The sequence below is a fragment of the Methylocapsa palsarum genome (assembly GCF_900114285.1).
In the GTDB taxonomy this organism is placed as follows: domain Bacteria; phylum Pseudomonadota; class Alphaproteobacteria; order Rhizobiales; family Beijerinckiaceae; genus Methylocapsa; species Methylocapsa palsarum.
In genome coordinates this window covers 98,194-116,194 of sequence record NZ_FOSN01000011.1, presented here as the reverse complement: position 1 = coordinate 116,194, position 18,001 = coordinate 98,194, and the positions used below count along the sequence as shown (strand labels likewise).

At 59.2% G+C, this 18,001-nt stretch carries 12 protein-coding genes; 6 read left to right on the top strand and 6 right to left on the bottom strand.

Annotation, left to right across the window (positions count from 1 at the left end; translation table 11 throughout):
• Window positions 1-154 precede the first annotated feature (154 nt).
• Complete coding sequence (locus BM177_RS13095; protein WP_091683167.1) at window positions 155-1,309, top strand: phasin family protein; 1,155 nt, start codon at window positions 155-157, stop codon at window positions 1,307-1,309.
• A gap of 376 nt (window positions 1,310-1,685) precedes the next feature.
• Here BM177_RS13095 and BM177_RS13090 read toward each other — a convergent pair whose 3' ends face one another.
• The 4 genes from BM177_RS13090 to BM177_RS13065 all read right to left on the bottom strand — a co-directional run bounded on the left by BM177_RS13090 (window position 1,686) and on the right by BM177_RS13065 (window position 9,113).
• Window positions 1,686-5,972, bottom strand: coding sequence for an ATP-binding protein (locus BM177_RS13090; RefSeq protein WP_091683164.1), 4,287 nt, complete (start codon window positions 5,970-5,972; stop codon window positions 1,686-1,688).
• Window positions 5,973-7,163: 1,191 nt separating this feature from the next.
• The gene (locus BM177_RS13075) at window positions 7,164-7,529 is read right to left on the bottom strand and encodes a DUF5615 family PIN-like protein (protein WP_091683157.1); all 366 of its coding nucleotides are present in this window, start codon (window positions 7,527-7,529) and stop codon (window positions 7,164-7,166) included.
• A complete protein-coding gene (locus tag BM177_RS13070; RefSeq protein ID WP_091683154.1) occupies window positions 7,530-7,772 on the bottom strand; it encodes a DUF433 domain-containing protein in 243 nt (80 codons plus the stop codon).
• 168 nt (window positions 7,773-7,940) lie between these two features.
• Window positions 7,941-9,113, bottom strand: coding sequence for an RHE_PE00001 family protein (locus tag BM177_RS13065; RefSeq protein WP_139223621.1), 1,173 nt, complete (start codon window positions 9,111-9,113; stop codon window positions 7,941-7,943).
• A gap of 486 nt (window positions 9,114-9,599) precedes the next feature.
• On the opposite strand from BM177_RS13065, the gene BM177_RS13055 reads away from it, so the two are divergent.
• The 5 genes from BM177_RS13055 to repC all read left to right on the top strand — a co-directional run bounded on the left by BM177_RS13055 (window position 9,600) and on the right by repC (window position 15,447).
• The gene (locus BM177_RS13055) at window positions 9,600-9,887 is read left to right on the top strand and encodes a type II toxin-antitoxin system Phd/YefM family antitoxin (RefSeq protein ID WP_244532300.1); all 288 of its coding nucleotides are present in this window, start codon (window positions 9,600-9,602) and stop codon (window positions 9,885-9,887) included.
• Window positions 9,884-10,306, top strand: a complete 423-nt coding sequence (locus BM177_RS13050; RefSeq protein ID WP_091683146.1) for a type II toxin-antitoxin system VapC family toxin — start codon at window positions 9,884-9,886, stop codon at window positions 10,304-10,306. Before BM177_RS13055 ends, BM177_RS13050 begins: the two co-directional genes overlap by 4 nt.
• Before the next feature lie 1,034 nt (window positions 10,307-11,340).
• Window positions 11,341-12,546 (top strand): plasmid partitioning protein RepA, encoded by a 1,206-nt coding sequence (gene repA, locus BM177_RS13040; protein WP_091683141.1) that lies wholly within the window; start codon window positions 11,341-11,343, stop codon window positions 12,544-12,546.
• A 2-nt stretch (window positions 12,547-12,548) separates the two neighbouring features.
• Window positions 12,549-13,568: a plasmid partitioning protein RepB gene (repB, locus tag BM177_RS13035; RefSeq protein WP_091683139.1), complete on the top strand. Its 1,020-nt coding sequence runs from the start codon at window positions 12,549-12,551 to the stop codon at window positions 13,566-13,568.
• A 637-nt stretch (window positions 13,569-14,205) separates the two neighbouring features.
• Complete coding sequence (gene repC / locus BM177_RS13030) at window positions 14,206-15,447, top strand: plasmid replication protein RepC (RefSeq protein WP_091683136.1); 1,242 nt, start codon at window positions 14,206-14,208, stop codon at window positions 15,445-15,447.
• 295 nt (window positions 15,448-15,742) lie between these two features.
• Here repC and BM177_RS13025 read toward each other — a convergent pair whose 3' ends face one another.
• Together BM177_RS13025 and BM177_RS13020 are read right to left on the bottom strand one after the other, a co-directional pair.
• Window positions 15,743-17,173, bottom strand: coding sequence for an ABC transporter substrate-binding protein (locus BM177_RS13025; protein WP_091683134.1), 1,431 nt, complete (start codon window positions 17,171-17,173; stop codon window positions 15,743-15,745).
• A gap of 76 nt (window positions 17,174-17,249) precedes the next feature.
• Window positions 17,250-17,990 (bottom strand): ABC transporter permease, encoded by a 741-nt coding sequence (locus BM177_RS13020; protein ID WP_244532310.1) that lies wholly within the window; start codon window positions 17,988-17,990, stop codon window positions 17,250-17,252.
• Window positions 17,991-18,001: the final 11 nt, after the last annotated feature.

The following is an 18,001-nucleotide window of genomic DNA, read 5'->3' as shown; positions in this document are numbered from 1 at the left end:
TCGCTGACACGATCGCGCTCGGTTTATTTGCTCTGCAACGTAAATTTGACCTCATTGTGCGCTGCACTAAGGTAGGATTGGCAAAACGAAAGTAGCCGATTCAACCGCTTCGGGCGGTTACGGGTCGGCGACGCTTGATGCGAGGATATGACAGATGGCGACTACCGGGAACGCAGCTCCGACAGCGGGCAACGAAAAGATTTTGGTGAAGGCCAAGCAACTTGCGGGCGCTAAGGTCGAAGAAGAGGCCTTGGCGCGGCTCGTGGAGGAGGCTACGCGCGCGAAAGCTGCCGAGGGGAGCCGCGCGATGTCCAAGGACAGGGCTCGAGCTAAAATCAATGACGATGCAGAGCCCAAACCTCAGGAGTCTCGGCTCAAAGTCGACCAAGAAGCTCTGGCTAAGGTCGAGCAAGCAGCCCGGGCCAAGGCAGAGCAGGATGCGCGCGCCGGAGCCGGGGAGCTGGCCCTGATAAGCGCCAAGCTGGAGGAGCAGGTCAAGGCGGCGCAAGAGGCATCAGCTAAGGCGGAGGAGGCGGTTCGGGCGAGGGCTGATTTAGAAGCCCGACTCCAGGCCGAGCAAGAGGCGCGGCTCAAAAGCGAGCAACAAGCGTCGGCCAAGGCTGAGGAAAAGGCCGCGCTGTTTACCGAATTAGAAACGTGGCTTAAGGCCGAGCGAGCGGCCCGGGCCAAGGGCGAGCAGGAAGCCTCGGCTCAGGCTGAGGAGGCGATTCAGATGCGGGTGGATTTCGAAACCCGGCTGCAGGCCGAGCAACAGGTGCGGGTCAAAATCGAGCAACAAGGCTTGGCGAAGGCTGAGGAAAATGCGGAGCTGATTGCAGAATTAGAAGCGCGGCTTAAGGCCGAGCAAGCGGCCCGGACTAGGGCCGAGCAAGAAGCATCAGCCAAGGCTGAGGAGGCGGTTCTGATGAGGGCGGACTTAGAATCCCGGCTGCAGGTGGAACAAGAGGCGCGGGTCAAGACTGAGCAACAAGCGGCGGCCAAGGCTGAGGAAGACGCCAGGGTAATGGCCGAACTAGGAACAAATCTCCAGGCGGAACAAGCTGCCCGGGTAAAGGCCGAACAGTTGGTTCGCTCACCGAATTTCAAAAACATAGCCGCTGAAACCATCGAATATTCCAAAAAATCAATGGAAGACGGATCCGCTTTCGTTGAGAGGCTGATGAAAGCCAAGACATTCCCAAGCGTGATCCAAATTCGCTCCGAATACGCCAAGACGGCACAAGCTCAATTCATCGCGTATCTGACGAAGATTAGCGTATATGGCGGCCTCGCCAGGAGAATTTCTTAGACAGCTCGATTCTCGGCCGGAATAGCGTGAAGACCGGCGCAGGTTCGGCGGCGGCAGGGCCCTAGATTGTGAAGGGTCACCCGCGGCCAAACCTAACCGAATCGCATACGCGCAACACTTCTCCCAATGCCGGTCCGGCCGGACATTCGGCGTCACCATCAGCCTGCAGGACTTCGGCTTGAAGAAACAGCGCGCCGTCCTCAAAATCCGCTAGCCATATGCTTTTTTTTGTGTTGAAGCGGCCTGTCCTTATTGGCGACGCTGAGGAAGCGCGGCGTCAGCAGATGCGGTAGCGCGCCTGGCGGTGATGACTCCGATTGGTCTTCCGTTCGAGGACCGAAGGTCGGATTGGGATCCTCGACGACGGCAGGGAGCTCTAACTTGCGATGATCTGACTTATTTTCGCGCCTAGCGACTCGAGCGTGAACGGCTTTGGCAAAATCTCAGTGTTGGGAGGCAAGAACTCCGAGCGGACCGCTGCTTGTGCTGCGTATCCGGTCATAAACAACACTTTCAGCTTGGGTCGAATCTGCCGGGCGATTTCAGCGAGCTGCCTTCCGTTCATGTTTGGAAGTCCGACGTCGGTCACGAGGAGATCTATCTTTTGCGCCGATTCTAGATGTGGCAGCGCCGCCGCCGCATCTCCCGCCGAAATAGCGTGATAGCCAAGCTCTTCAAGGATATTCTCAACGAGAAGCCGGATTGTCGCATCATCCTCCACTACGAGCACCGTCTCTCCGTCGCCATTTTCCGCAGGCGTGTCAATCGGGGGGCTGAGTTCGAGGTCATGTTTTGCTCTTTTCATATAGAGGCTAACGGTCGTTCCAACACCGGGTTCGCTGTTAAGAAAGACGTGCCCGTCAGATTGTTTGATAAAACCATAAATCATCGACAAGCCCAGCCCCGTCCCTTGGCCGATTGGCTTGGTGGTAAAAAACGGATCGAAAGCCTTCGCGATCACTTCCTTGCTCATTCCGGCGCCGGTATCGGTCACCTCGACAAGTACAAATTCGCCGGGTTCCAGGTCTCCCTGAATTGGCGCGGAGGTGGACCCAACCTGCCTATTGGCTGTTCTTAGCATAAGGCGTCCACCGTCGGGCATGGCGTCGCGCGCATTGATCACCAAATTCAAGATTGCGCTCTCAAGCTGATGGGCGTCGGTTAGGGCGAGCCACAAACCATCCATAAGGTCGATCTCTAGGACAATGTTTTCGCCAAGCGTCCCTTTGAGAAGATCTTCCAAGCCCCGGACCAGAGAATTGACGTCCTGAGCTTTGGTGTCCAGCGACTGACGTCGGGCGAAGGCGAGCAGCCGGTGCGTGAGCGCCGCCGCGCGCTGTGAGCACGCGGTCGCCGCCGCGATGTAACGGTCGACCCCTTCGGATTCGCGACCTTCAAGCTTTCGCCCGATCATTTCGAGGGAGCCCATGATTCCAGTCAGCAGGTTGTTGAAGTCGTGAGCGATGCCGCCAGTAAGCTGACCAAGCGCTTCCATCTTTTGGGACTGACGAAGCGCCTCTTCTATTTTTCTACGCTCAGTGATTTCAACGGCTTCAGGAACAATGGCGACAACCCCGCCTTGTTCATCGCGAACCGGCCGCATTTGGAAATCAAACGATCGCCAGCCGCCGACTGGAAGGTTTACGTGAATCTCTTCGCGCACGTTTTCGCCGCCCGCGGCAATCGGGATGGCGCGACGCACCTTCTCAGACACGCCAGGGGTGCCGGTAAACCAGGGCGTCTTCCAAAATGCCTTGCCGGCGACGTCCTTCAGCGTCGCGGCGATTCCCTGGAGCGAGGTTGCGTTTGCGTCGATGAGTTTGCCGTCCAGATCAAGTAGACCTTGATAGATGAAACTTGTTTCAAAGATTGTGCGAAGACGCGATTCTTTAGCCTGAAGCTCGGACGTACGCTGAGCAACCTGCAATTCCAATGTCTCGTTAAGGCTCCGCAGGGCGTCTTCGACTTGTCTTCTTTGAGTGACGTCCTGAACAAAGACCGCTAGGCCGCCGTCTTGCGACGGATTAGCCCGGACATCGAACCATTTGCGCCAGGGGGTATAATAGATTTCAAACGACACGCTGATGCGCTCTGACATGGCGCGACGAAAATCCGCCTCTGGCGCAGCGCCTCTGCTGGCTGGATATTCCTCCCAGAAATTTGTGCCGATCAAATCTTTATAGGGTTGCCCCAAGATACGCTCCGCGGCGGCGTTTACATAGGTAAATCGCCAGTCGCGGTCGACGGTCAGAAAACCGTCGCTGATGCTCGCCAGAATGGCCTCTACGCGCTCCCGCTCAAACTGAGCTTGCCGGCGGAGTTCGGTCTCGACTCGGACGGCCTCGCGCCGCAGCGACGCCAGATTGAGATTAGCCCGAACTCTGGCGATTAATTCCCGGGCGCTGAAGGGTTTGATCAGGTAATCGTCCGCGCCCGCATCCAAACCTTCAACGCTTGCCTCCTCGCCGGCCCGGGCCGATAATAAAATGACCGGTGTGTCGCGCAAAGCGCTATCCTCACGCAAGGCGCGAAGCAATCCGAAGCCATCCAGCCCCGGCATCATAATATCGCTCAGCACAAGATCGGGGCGACTGCGACGGATCGCATCGAGCGCGGCCTGACCATCGCCCACAACCTCCACCACACAGTGTTCTTTCAAGAGACGGCTTATATAGTCTCGCATGTCGGCGTTGTCGTCCGCGAGCAAAACGCGAGGTGGCCGGGTTGTAGGACTCTCAACGGCCGCCAAGCGCGCTGTAGGTAGATCGGAAACCGGTTTAGCAACCTCTTCGCTTTTTGGAAGCCAGCGCAACGCTTCGTCAACGAACGACTCAGCTGTAAGCTGCATCGTCGCCTCAGGTCCGGGCCCGCTCATATGGATCAATGACGAGTCCTCGGAGCGGACAGGAATTGTAACGGTGAAGGCGCTGCCGCGCCCCACTACACTTTCCGCGTGAAGGGAGCCGCCATGCAGCCGCGCCAATTCCTGCACCATCGCCAGGCCGATGCCGGTGCCCTCTTGAGTGCGGCCGCGTTGTCCTTCGATGCGGTGAAATCGCTCGAATAGGCGCGGGAGCTCCTGTGAAGGAATGCCGACGCCGCTATCGCGAACGGTGAGCGAAACATTCTGATCTTCATCTAAGCGTAAGGAGATCTCCACTTCCCCTTCGAACGTGTATTTGAAGGCGTTCGAAATGAGATTGAGAACAATCCTTTCCCACATGTCACGGTCAACATTCACGGGATTCGGCAAAGGCGGACAATCGACCGTGAAGCGAAGCCCAGCCTTTTCCATGGCCGAGCGGAACGTGCTGGCGAGTTCAGTCGTGAATGAAGCGAGGTCGATCGGTTCGAAAGCGGCTTGGACCCGGCCCGCCTCTATCCTTGAGAAATCCAGCAGTGTATTCACAAGTTTCAGCAACCGGACGCCGTTACGATTGATGAGTTCGAGTTCGGCCCGCTTGACCATGATTTCGGCCGACGCCGGATCCCGAGCGAGCATATCTTTGACCGGACCTAAAATGAGCGTAAGCGGAGTCCGGAATTCGTGGCTCGCGTTGGAAAAGAAAATGGTTTTGGCTCGGTCGATCTCGGCAAGGGCTTCAGCTCGGGCATGCTCACTTTCGTACTCGTCAGCGCGCGCGATGGCCGCGGCGAGTTGGCCCACCAAAAGCTCGATAAATCCGCGGTATTGTAAATCAAGGGTGCGGTGCGGGTTCAGTCCCGCTACGAGAAAGCCAAGCGGCGTCGCGCCGCCTCCGCACCCGATGGGCGCGATAAGCGCATGTTCGGGAGGAAGCCGCCAATGATCGCACCGGAGGCCGGCGAGGCTCCCGGCCGGAAGACGCGCCTCCCCTTCTCCGTAAATGGTCGCGCCCAGTCGCCACGCGGGCTTTCCATTGCGAACTTCGATCTCTGACGCTGCCGAGGGACTTTCCCTGTCTACGCCATGCGCCGCCCTCAACGTAGCTCGCCCTCCTTGACCTTCGGTCAGGTAGATTAAAGCGAACGGTAAATCGTGCGGGTTGGCGCTAAAACACCGCTCAAATTCCGCCATCGCGTCGATGCGGGTCGAAGCTGCGGCCAGACGACATGCCAGATCCCGCAATGTCGCGAGCTGCCGCTCCCCAATGAGGCGCTGGGTGACTTCGGCGACGACACAGAGTATCCCCGCGGTCACGCCCGAGTCGTCGGCTAGGGGCGAATAGGAAAAGGTATGGTAAGTTTCCTCAACGAAGCCGCTGCGTTTCAGATATAAAAGAAGCTGCTCATCCCATGTCGCTTCCCCGGTGGCGAACACTCGTTCGATCCGGGGCCCGATTTCGGGCCATATCTCCGCCCAGACCTGATCGGCTGGAAGTCCCAACACCCATTCGCGCTTGTCGCCCGTCGTCGGCAAATAGGAGTCATTGCAGAAGAAGGTAAGGTTCGGCCCCCAGGCCATCCACATCGCAAATCGCGAGGTGAGCATGATGCGGACCGCCATTCTAAGGCTTTGCGGCCAAAGCTCCAACGGGCCTAGCGGCGTTGCGGACCAATCGAACGCCCGAATTCGCACCCCCATCTCGCCGCCACCATCGGTAAAGGCAAGCCAAGAGCCCCGTTCAGAAGGCTGCGCTTTGGCTGCCATGAGAGCCGCGTCGAGATCGCTTGCCTGAACCATGACCCGGTAACGCTTGCGGCCATGTTTAGTTCTGTATCTCCTCGGTGCTCTCTCCGGCTCCGAGAACTCGATCTGGGAGTGACGTCAGCCGGGCAATTTGCATTGTCTCTGCCGCGATGAGGAAACTCGGACCCCAGCCAGCGGCCGGAACGCGGCTATCCAAGAACGGCATTGATCGAAGGGTCTTCATCATGGTCTTCTCCACCCGTCCCAGAGCGGATTTGGCAGGCAAGCTTTGTCGCCGCACGAAGCGATCATCAATCGACTCCAGAGCTTCCAGGGCGGCAGCCGTCAGCTCGGTCTGAGCCTTGGCGAGCCTTCCGATCAGGACGACGCATTTGCGATCGGCGATCGGAGCAATCGCGTCGATGACGGCGGCCGCCGGCCCCCGCCGCAGCGCATTCTTGAGAAAAGCCCTCGCTTCCGGCCATCCCAAACGACCAAGGGCGCAATCGGCCGGCGTCCGCACATTTGGCTCGGAATCGGCGAGCAGTTCGATCAGGCCGACAATGACCTCCGCCTGAGCGAAAGCGGTCCGCGTGCGATCGCGCGCAGCTGGGGATCGTCGTGCCGCAAAAGCGGCGGGAGGGTCGCCGCCAATAGGCGGCCCGCGATTTTCAGCGTCGGCCCCGGACTCTGTGCTCCTCCAACAATTCAGAAACGATCACTCGCGCTTGGTGCCCGCCGATCGAAGCGAGCGAGTCAAGCGCTACCGCCTGTTCTGGAACTTCGCGTTCGAGTCCAAAGACGCGAAGAGCTGGCAGAGACGCCCAAAAACGGGAACCGCCTCCTGCAGTTGGCGGCGGCCGGCTTCCCGATCAGGCATAAAACAAGCGGGAGGTCGGCCTCCGGGAGGGCGCCAGAAGCTTGGCGTCGCTGACAGTCGCGAGGTCCGCGGCGCGCGGCGCCGATCCTGATTCGAGGCAGAAGCTGGCGTCGGTCTGCCTCCGGCAAGAGATCCAATTGCGTTGAGCCGACTTTCAGACCTTAAGGCTGCTGAGACAATACTTCTTTTTCGCGGAAGTTTACCAGCGCGCCGACCGGTCCGGGTGGAACCGGTTTCGTCAGGGCGGCTTGTTTCCTATGCGTCTGAGGGACTGACCAAAGGCCGTGGCTCAGTCAAGGCGGCTACTCAGGTTCAGCGCGTCCAGGTGAATACTTGCAGCCTCGGCGGCGCGCCGAAACCCAGGCTCAATCGCTCGCGAGATGAACGCGAATCCGTCCTGGTTCGACGATCCATAAAGCGCCGCTTGGGGATTGCGCTTGAGCCAGCGTCAAAAAATCCTGCAAACGGTTCAGCAGCGCTTGCGCCGTCATCCGAGGCCCCGTCTCCAGAACGACCAGACCAGCGCTGCGTTCGGGCGGAAATCTGAGCACTTTACCGAAATCATGATCCAAAGTGATGAGAACGCGGGCCTCCTCCGCGCAGACCTCGAACAATGTTTCGTCCGAGGCGCTCTGTAGATTCTGGTCGCGGACGGTCCTCACGTCGTGATCCGCGGCTTTCAGAAGTTCTGCGCCCCGCCGACGAATATTCTCTTCGAGCTTGATTTTCATTCACGCGACATGACCGAGCGGGATCGGCACGATCCGCTCGCGCGCCATCTCGGCGCCATAGGCGATGGCGGCGAGGACGTCCTGATGGGTCAGCTGCGGATATTCAGCCAGAACCTCCGCCTCGGTCATTCCGTCGGCGAGGAAATCTAGAACAAGAGTGACCCAAATGCGGGTCCCCTTGATGCAAGGTTTTCCGCCGCAGATTTCCGGGTCGATGGAAATGCGGGTCAGCAAGGCGTTCATGTCAGTTCATCCAACCCAGCAAAGCTTTAACGTCTTGCTGACGATAGCATCATAAGGCGCCGCCAGCCATTTTTTGCGCGTCGAATGCTTAGAACTGGTTCCTCTTCGTAGATTTGCGCGATATTTGCTCGAACTGCATTTCCGCAGACGGGATTGTTCAAGCGAAGGTCATCCGATGCTCCAGGCGCGATAGCGTTTTCGCCCGGTGATTTCCCTTAATGAAGAGCCGAGGCCGTTGACGAGGAGCTGCGCCGCCTGCGGGCTGATTTCCAGCTTATGCGCGATCAGCGGGACGCTGACGAGGGGCGAGTCCACCAAAAACTCGGTGAGGGCCGGCAGGTTCGAACTCCCCCTTCTCCCCTTGCACTTTCGCGCCAGCAGCTCGCGGGCGAGCGTCAGCCTATCGTGCAGCGCCAAAGCTTCGCCCGCCGCCGCCGCGACGATGGCGAGGCCGTGCTGGAGCTCCTCAAGGGGCGTCTGGAGGCGCCGCGGCGCGGGCTTTAAGCGGCGGAGACCCAGATGGAAGACCAGAAGATGCGCGGCGGTGCGGCCGCGACGGCGCAGATAAAGGCCGGCCAGAATCGGCGCGAGAAAACCTTGACGCTGCAACGGCTGCTGGTCACGCCAGGCGCGGGCCAGCAGAAGCGCGGCGAGCAACGGCGGCCAGGCCTCGGCTTCGGTCAGGTCCGCGCTCCAGGCATCAAGCCGGCCGGTCTCGTCCCAGTCTTCCTCATAGACAAGCGAATCCTTTTCTCTGGCCGGCTCGCCGAGGCGGCGCAGCAGCCTCTTCGCCGCCTCGGCCGCAGCCGAGTCGCTTGCTTTTACGGGCGCGAATTCGGATTCGGTCTCGCATTCGTCATCGAGATCGCGGCCATCCAGCTCTGCGGCCCCTTCCTTGCCCGATCCCCCTGCCCTCCCGGCGGGAGCGTGTGCGGCTGGGCCCGGCGCCGGGCGGCCGGCGAGGCGGAAAATTCCCTCAGGTTTCAGCAAAGCTTTGGAATCGCCCTGCGCCGCCCTGCGCCGCAGCCGCAGATAGGAATGGGCGCGGACGAGGTGATGGGTCGGGCTGCGGACGTCCATGCCGCAATCGTGCAGGACGAGGTCTTCTATCTGCACCAGTTCGCCCTCGGCCCACACCGCGGCGCAGGCCTCCTGCGCGTCAAGCCGGGCGAGGACGCCGGCGCGGACCGGGCTTTTGCGTAGCCGTTCGTCGAGCCTCGCGAGCGCGTCGTCGGCCGCCGACAGCGGGCCGATCAGCGCGGCCAGCGCCTTGGCGTCGAGATCGAACGCGGCCGGAGGCGGCGCGCTGGTTGTCCAGGCGGTGGCGGTTTTGAAGGACATTGCGGGACCAGCGGATGATACAAAAGTACATAGAATCAAAGAGAAAAATAGCATAAACCAAGTGAGTAAGATATTAAATTGTTTCACCCGAACGCCCCCAGTTTGCGCCAATCACCATCGATAATGACTGCTTATCGATGGTGATGGGCGCGGGGGAGCGAAAAGGCTGAAAAACCGGAATTCGGGCTGGAGATGAAGCCGCAAACAGCCCGAAATGCGTCGACGTCGGCTGAAAGCAGACCCGCTTGAGCATATTCCGATCGGATTGAATCAATCCCATCGACAAGACTATGCTCAAGTCTTGGACTCTGGAGCGATTGCTGATCGATCGCATGACTTCATGCGATCGGAAAGCGCTCTATAGGTCCTTTTAGGGAGTGGGGCGTCGTCACTCTCATTTCCTGAATTTATAGAGCGTGTTTTTCTTGCGATCTTGGGGGGATCATTCTATAGTCAATCTGGTCAATCTAGTCATAAGGTTTGCGGATGCCCGTTCCCAACGAACAAACGATGCCCGGCGTCGAAGCGCCTGACATCTGGCCGCTCGCCAGCGCCAAGGCGCGGCTGTCGGAAGTGGTCGAGCGCGCGCAGGCGAGCCCCCAGGTCATCACCCGCAATGGCAAGCCGACCGCGGTCATCGTTTCGGCCGAGGAATGGGCGCGTAAGGGCGTTCGCAAGGGCACTCTTGCCGAGTTCCTGCTCGCCTCACCGCTGCGCGGCGCGGACCTCGATATCGAGCGGCTCCGCGATCCGGGGCGCGACGTGGCCCTATGAACGTCTTACTCGACACGAATGTCCTGTCCGAGGTCCAGCGGCCGACGCCTGATCCGCAGGTTCTGGCGTGGCTCGATGGCGCCGACGAAGACCGCCTCTTCATTAGCGTCGCTTCGATCGCGGAGTTACGCCGCGGCGTCGCGCTTCTGGACGATGGTCGCCGGCGCGCCGCATTGGCGGCGTGGCTCGCCGAAGATCTCCCCGCCCGTTTCGCCGAAAGAATCCTGCCGATTGATCAGGCCATCGCTGAACGCTGGGGCGATCTGATGGCGAGAAGCCGGGTCAGCGGCGTCGCCCTCTCCGTGATAGATGGTTTCTTCGCAGCGACCGCGCTCGCCAAGACGCTCACGCTGGCGACGCGTAACGTCAAGGATTTCGCGCCATTCGGGGTATCTCTGTTCAATCCCTTCGAGACTTGATGACGTTGTAGCCCCCTACCCCGCTCCCGCCCCTCCTGATCCTGCGTTGCGGCGCGTAGAGCTTGACGCGCTCGCCGCGATCCTGCCGATGGACCGGCTCGCCGCACTTCTGAGCGACGTCAAGTCCCCTGCCCTGGCTGGCGCCTGAGGCGCTCGCCTTGAAATTCGTGGCGCATCATTTGTGGGACCCGGCCGGCGCGACGCCGACCTGAGCCACGGGATGCCGGCCGATGTCGCAGCGAGCCTGCGGGAGCAGAACCTGCTGCGGACTGATAGCCAGCACGCCCCGGCGAAAGTGCGCCGGCGGCTCTCGAGCTGGGCGACGCGGCGCCATTGGAAAGGCGCCGACGGTCCGTTCAAGTCAGCGCCGCTCCGCGCGAGCTCATACACATCAGACCGGCTGATTGTTCTGAAACTTTATTTTTGCGCATGGGTTGGCCGCACGCCATCTGCCTGACAGAAGCGGTACGGCTCGGTTTCTTTGCGGCGGTTTTTCACGCCGTATAGAAACAGGGCAGGGCGGCCAGGCGCTTCTTAAAATACGAACCAGCCCATGCATTTCTTCCGCGCTGACTCAGCGGGACCGCTTTGCGAACGCGCCGCGTAAATTCCCGCCATCGCCGGGGCAGAGATTTTCGGTCGAGGCAAGATTTTACCGGGAAAGCGGCTTCGACAACTTCGGCCCTCTGACTGTGGCCGCCCAAGCGAGATGTTTGCGAAGAATTTTCGCGACGGTCTCAGGAAAAAGATAAATAGACGGGTAAGTTGTACGCGTACAACGCGGCGCCCAAATTGACGCTAAAAATGAATAGTCCGCGCTTATTGGTTTCGGCCATATCGCTTGAGTTGTCCGCGTACAACTGATGCATGAGGCGGTCGGCGTGACAATCTTAAAAAAAACGACGCGAATTAAGCAAGCGTATTAACTACTTGTTAACTAAATAATCCTTGCAGCTTGCCGCGAATCGGGCATTACTTAAAATCAGCGCTTATTAAGGGCGTCTACCCAAAATACCGCAGATGCAGAGATCCGGATGCAGACGCCCAGCAAGGCTCAAGACGACAATGTGCGTGATCTGCGATCACTGATCAACGCCGACGCGGCGGAGCTTTCTATAAGGCTGCGGGCGCAGCAGCTCCGTGACTTTCCTCCATCTGCGCAGAAGGCGATTCGCAGGTTTTCGCCAGCGGAAGCCGCTCGATTTATTGGCATCGCCGAGGGCTACCTCCGTCAACTTGTCGCAGAGGGGAAGGGGCCTCCCGCGCAGCGTAATAACCGCCGGACCTATTCGATCGAAGATATCGAGTCTTTGCGCGGCGACCTCGATCGTGCGGGCAGGGGCGCACGCCGATATCTGCCTAATCGCCGGGAAGGCGAAGCGTTGCAGGTCATCTCCGTAATGAACTTCAAGGGCGGCAGCGGGAAGACCACGACTGCGGCGCATCTTGCGGAATATCTCGCGTTCCGCGGTTATCGCGTTCTCGCCATTGATCTCGATCCGCAAGCTAGCCTCTCGACGCTGTTCGGCCACCAGCCCGAACTCGACGTCGGCGAGAATGAAACAATTTATGGCGCGATCCGCTACGACGCGAATCGGCGCGAAATGCCGGAGATTGTGCGCGGCACGTATATTCCAAATCTACATATAGTTCCAGGACAGCTCGAACTCATGGAATTCGAGCACGAAACGCCAAAGGCGTTGATGGCCGGCCATGGGCAGGATTCGTTGTTCTTTGCGCGAATCGGCGATGCGCTCGCACAGGTGAGCGACGCCTACGACGTTGTGATCATAGATTGCCCTCCACAGCTCGGGTTCCTGACGCTCTCGGCGCTGTGCGCCGCGACGGCGATCCTCATTACCGTGCACCCGCAGATGCTCGACGTGATGTCCATGTCGCAGTTTCTCAACATGACGGGAAGCCTGCTCGATGTTGTCGCCGGCGCAGGCGGCTCCACCCAATACGATTGGATGCGATACTTGGTGACGCGCTACGAACCGAGCGATGGGCCGCAGACCACAATGGTCGGCTTGATGCGCTCGATCTTTGGCCCGCGCGTGCTGACTCACCCCATGGTTAAAAGCACGGCCATAGCGGACGCGGGTCTCACAAAGCAGACGCTTTATGAGGTCGAGCGGCAGCAATTTACACGCGGCACCTATGATCGAGCGATCGAAGCTCTGGATCTCGTGAATGGTGAAATTGAAAGCCTGATCAAACAAGTCTGGGGCAGGAGCTGATAATGGCTCGCAAGATCAACTTCGATCCTCCGCCGACTGAAGCGCCGACTTCGCAAGCGGAGCCCAAAGAGATTGCGCCGCAGCGCTCGCGCCCTTTGCTTGGAATTGAGCGCACAATCAAGCAATCGAGCGCGCTAGGCGCGATCTCGCAATCCCTCGGGGGCATTTCAGAAAAGGTGAAACGCGCCGAGGAGATCGAGCAAAAGCTTATTGAAGGACAGGTCATCGTCGATCTTGATCCTGCACTCATAGACAATTCCTTTGTGCCGGATCGCATGGAGGCTTCCGAAGATCAGAACGCCGCCTTTCGAGACCTTATTCGCTTGCACGGGCAGAGCGTGCCGATCCTGGTTCGTCCGAAGCCGGATGATGAGGCCCGTTACGAGGTCGCCTTCGGTCATCGCCGACTTCGCGCGGCGCGTGAATTAGGCATCAAAGTACGAGCGGTGGTCCGCTCGCTTACAGACGAGCAGCTCGTCATCGCTCAAGGCCAGGAGAATAGCGGCCGAACCGATTTAACATTTATCGAGCGCGCGCGCTTTGCCGCGCGACTTGAGGATCGGAAGTTCTCTCGCGAAATCATCATGGCGGCGCTCAACATCGACAAAGCCGCGCTATCCCGGATGATCGCGATCGCAACTCGGACGCCAGCCGTCGTCATCGACGCCATCGGGCCAGCGCCGGCTTTTGGGCGAGTCAGATGGCAGGAGCTAACAGAATTGCTGGACCAAGAGGGCAACCGAGCCCATGCCCTTCATATTGTCAAAGCGCCTTCTTTCGCCACGTTGAATACCGACAAACGGTTTGAAGTCGTCGTCAATGGTTTGCGGGCGAAGACTTCGAGGGCGCGCCCTGAGACATGGGTCGCCGACGACGGAACACATGCGGTTAGGATCTCACGCTCCGGCAAAAAGCTTACCCTAACATTCGATGATCGCGTGGCGCCGGACTTTGGCGACTTCATCAAAGGCCGACTGGCGGCGCTCTATAATGAATATAAAGCCGGAGACTTGCCGGCGTGAACCGAATTCGCCCGCTTGGAATGAGCTGAACGGGCCAAAACTATCCCGAAATCAAACAGGAGAAATCTAGGCAAAAGAAAAGGCCCCGAAACGTTTCCGTCCCGGAAGCCCATTCTTTGTGTTGGCGCTCAAAGAATCCCACTTCCGCGAATCGCAGTCAAGAGTATTGGCGCTGTTTCGGCGAGCAATTTTTCTTTGCCTAAAACTGGGCGAAGACAATGAACCTTCCTCTATCGATGATCCGCAATCGGCGGCGATTGGAGACGCTCAACTCGAGCGCTCATCTCGCGATGGCGCTTCTTCGCCGCCAGTCGAGAAGAGGATTCTTATTTCTGCCGGGGCGACGCGAGGGCGAAGAATAAGCCGAGGCGCCGAGACCGGACAAGCTTTGCGCGTCCTCAGCAGATGAGATGAGGGCGACTGTCTTCGCAGCGCAGAAACGCTGCGCAGTAGGTGAACCGCGTACCTATCAACCGAGGAGTACTAAGGCGAAAGAAAAGGCCCCCGAAACGTCTCCGTCCCGGAAGCCCCTGTAGAACCTTCAGCACGTTCACAGAATCACTTCCGCTAAGTCCTGTCAAGATCGGATGCCGATTCGGCGAACGCTTTTTCTTTGCCTGAAGAGAGGCAGAGAACCATGCAAACCGCTCAATCAACGACGCCCTATGGGCGGCGGCCGTATTCGCTCGCCCTCATGGCGAACCAGATCGCCGCAAAATCCTGCTCGTCTCAGACGATTGTCGATAAATGGCGCGTCCTCGACGACATCCGAAAGGCGAACGCCGCTCTCGGCGTTTCCGATCGCACTCTTTCGGTGCTCAACGCGCTTCTCTCGTTTCACCAGGACACAATTCTTAACGGCGGGGAGGCAATCATTGTCTTTCCGTCAAACAAGAATCTCGCACAGCGGGCTAACGGCATGGCGGACAATACGTTGAGACGCCATCTGGCCGCGCTGGTGGAGCTTGGGCTCATCCTCCGGAGGGACAGTCCCAACGGCAAGCGCTATGCCCGAAAAGGGGAGGGGGGTGAAATTGAGGAGGCCTTCGGGTTTGATCTCAGCCCGCTCGTCGCCCGCGCCGCGGAATTCAAAGCCCTGGCGACGGAGACTAGGGCGAGGGAGAAGCTCCTTCGTTCTCTCCGGGATCGCATCACCATCTCCCGCCGCGACATCGACAAGATGATCGCTACAGGCCTCTACGAGGGGGTCGCCGCCGATTGGACCGCATTCTCCAAGAGTTTCGATCAGCTTAACGTGCGGATCCCGCGGAAGGCGCCTGCGGAAGTTCTTGCGCCGTTGGCGGGCGCGCTCGAACAGGTGGCGGATCAGATCCGCGCCATCCTGGAAGGACATCTCCAAACTACAGAAATAAGCGCCAATGGCGCCCATGATGAGGGCCACATACAGAATTCAAAACCGAACCCACCTTCTGAATTTGAAGCGAGTCTTTCAGAAAAGAAAGGGGCGGCCGTCGAGCCTAATGAGGATCCAAGGGCATCTTTGGGACTGGAACTAACTCCACAACCGCCAAAACGGAGCTTCCCACTTCCTATGGTCCTCGAAGCTTGCCCGGATATTGCCGAACATGCGCCCAATGGAATTCGTTCCTGGCGGGACTTAATGACGGCGGCCACGCTGGTGCGGCCATGGCTCGGAATCAGTCCGAGCGCCTGGGAGGAGGCCAACGCCGTCCTTGGCCCCGAAGACGCTGCCGTCATCCTCGCCGCGATCCTGCAACGATCGAGTTCAATTAACAGTCCAGGCGGCTATCTGCGCAATCTGACCGAGAAGGCGAGGGCAGGGGCCTTTTCTCTTGGGCCAGTGCTCATGGCTTTGATCAATGCGAAAATACGCGCGCCCGCCCAAAAACGCGCGTGAGTTGAGGTCGCGTCAATGTCACATGTCTAGAGCGCTTTCCGATCGCACGAAGTCATGTGATCGATCAGAAATCGTTCCAGAGTCAAAGGCGTGAGCATATTCTTGTCGATTGGATTGATTCAATCCAATCGGAATATGCTTGAGCTGGGTTAGACCGTGACAGACGGGAATCATCCGTTTCAGTCGATCCACTCGAACCGACGGGTTACGGATCGGGCTGAGCCGCCTTGAAGGGCGGCACGGCAAAGCCACATTGGCTTCGCCGCGGCACATTGTTTCCATTGCCGTAGAGCCGCTATTTGGCGGCGGAGTGCGAACTCTGCGCGGCGAGGTTGGCGGCCTCGAAATCCTTGACCGATCCATTTGTCTTTTTCGCAAAGGCGTCGGCGTCCTCCCTTAGCAAAAAGGCGTCAATCTGACCATTGGGCGAGACCACGAACCAGGCTTTGTCGGCGAGAAGCTTCACGCCAAGTTGATGGTCCTGCGCATAGATCGCGCGCGCCGGTTTGCCCGCCTTATCGAAGGCCGCCAACGCCTTCAGCGCAGATTCGGGCGTTGAATAATGGCGCACCAGCGGTTCGTCCTTGAGCCAGATTTCCGCCACGCGCTTGGTGGCGGTGATGGGTTTGCCGGTGGCGGCGTCCTTGGCCACAAGGGGGAGAGACCCATAGTCGGCCAGCCGCGCGTCATAGTCGAGACCGGAGGCCTTGAACGCCGCTCGAATGTATTTGTCCGTTATGAACGCGTCGAGGTCGAGACCCGAATCAGTTCGTTTCAGCAATTTCAATGTTTCGACGGCGGTCGCGACGTCCTTTCGATATTCCGGTTTCCAGGTCAGGTCGCGCGTCTGCAACCCCAGCGGTCCATGGAAAAGATAATCAACCGGCGCCTCGACTCCAGTCACCTTGGCGATCAGCTCGCTGTATTTTTCCGGCTCTGCCGACAAAAGAGTGTTGGCTTCGATCGCCGCGCGCAGATAGGCGACGACCACTTCCGGATATTTATCGGCATATTCGGCGTCGACCAGAAGCCCGTGAAATGTCGGAACGCCAGCCTGCGCGCCGTCGAATATTTTGCGGGCGAACCCACGGAAGGGGAACAGTTCGGCGAAAGGAACAAAGTCCGCGTGCGCGTCGATCTGGTTGCTTTGCAGCGCCGAGCCCGCGACTTCGGGGGCCTGGGCGATGATCTTCACGTCTTTTTCGGGATCCCAGCCAAGGGTAGCGACCGCGCGCAGCAGCATTCCATGCGCCGTTGAAGCGAACGGCACGGAGATGGTCTTGCCTTTCAGTTCCTCGAGCGACTGAACGGGCGAGGCAGCCGGGACGACGACGCCATTGCCGCTGCCCTTCACGCTGCCGGACAGAACAGCGATAAATAGGCTGTTCTTGCCGGCCTTTTTGAATGCGACGCCGTTGAGCGCGGCAGGGAACTCGGCCATTGCGCCGAAATCAAGTTTGCCCGCCACCATCTCATTGGTGATCGGCGCGCCGCTGGTGAAATTCTTCCATTCGACGTCATAACTCGCGTCTTTGTATTTGCCGTCATGAGGAAGATATTTTTCGAGCAGATTGAGCTCACGGATCAGGAGTCCTCCCGCCGCGCAGTTGATCGTCGTGTCCTGCGTGCCGACCGCCACGCGTATCGTTTCCGTGCGCGCAGGGCCCGCGAGGGCGAAGCCGGCGAAAATGCAGGCTATAGATCGAAGGCGCCATTGGCTGATCATATTGCTATCCTCATCTTTGCAAAACCCGATAGGTCGAGAGACGGAAATCCGCGCGCTGGCGTCGCGCCGCACGGCTCTATTTCGTCTCGCGCCAGGGAGTGAGACGGCCGCCGGCCCAGCGCACAAGGACGCTGCTCGCCATGCCAAGCGCGCCTATCACCAACATGCCGACGATGATGTCCGGATAATTCTGCAGGGTGTAGGATTCCCAAGTGTAGTAACCGACGCCGAACTGACCAGCGATCATCTCGGCGGTCACAAGGCAGAACCATGCGGTTCCCATGCCGATCGCGAGTCCAGTGACGATGCTTGGCGCCGCCCCGGGGATGATGACCTCGAACAGGATAGCGCGCCATCCTGCGCCAAGGCTTCGCGCGGAAGAGATCAGGCGGTGATCGACTTCCGCGACCCCGTGAATGGTGTTGAGCAGAATTGGAAAAAGCGCCCCCGTGTAGGTGATGAAGACCATCGAGCCTTCGGCGGAGGGAAACATCAGGATGGCCAGAGGAATCCAGGCGACGGCGGGGATCGGGCGCAAGATTTCGAGTGGAGGCCACAACACATCCTCGGCGAGCTTGGAGCGCGCGATCGCAAGGCCAAGGAGGATTCCTGTCACGGCGGCGACGCCGAAGCCGGCGAAGACGCGCACGATGCTCGCCGCAAGATGCGGCGCAAGCTTGCCCGAGCGGACCAAGGCGATAAAGCTCTCGAACACTTCGGTAGGCGCAGGAACATTGACGAAAGTCACGAAACCGAGGCGAAGATGGGAGGCCGACGCGAGTTGCCACAATCCGATGAACAGCGTCACCGAGACGATGCGTACGCATG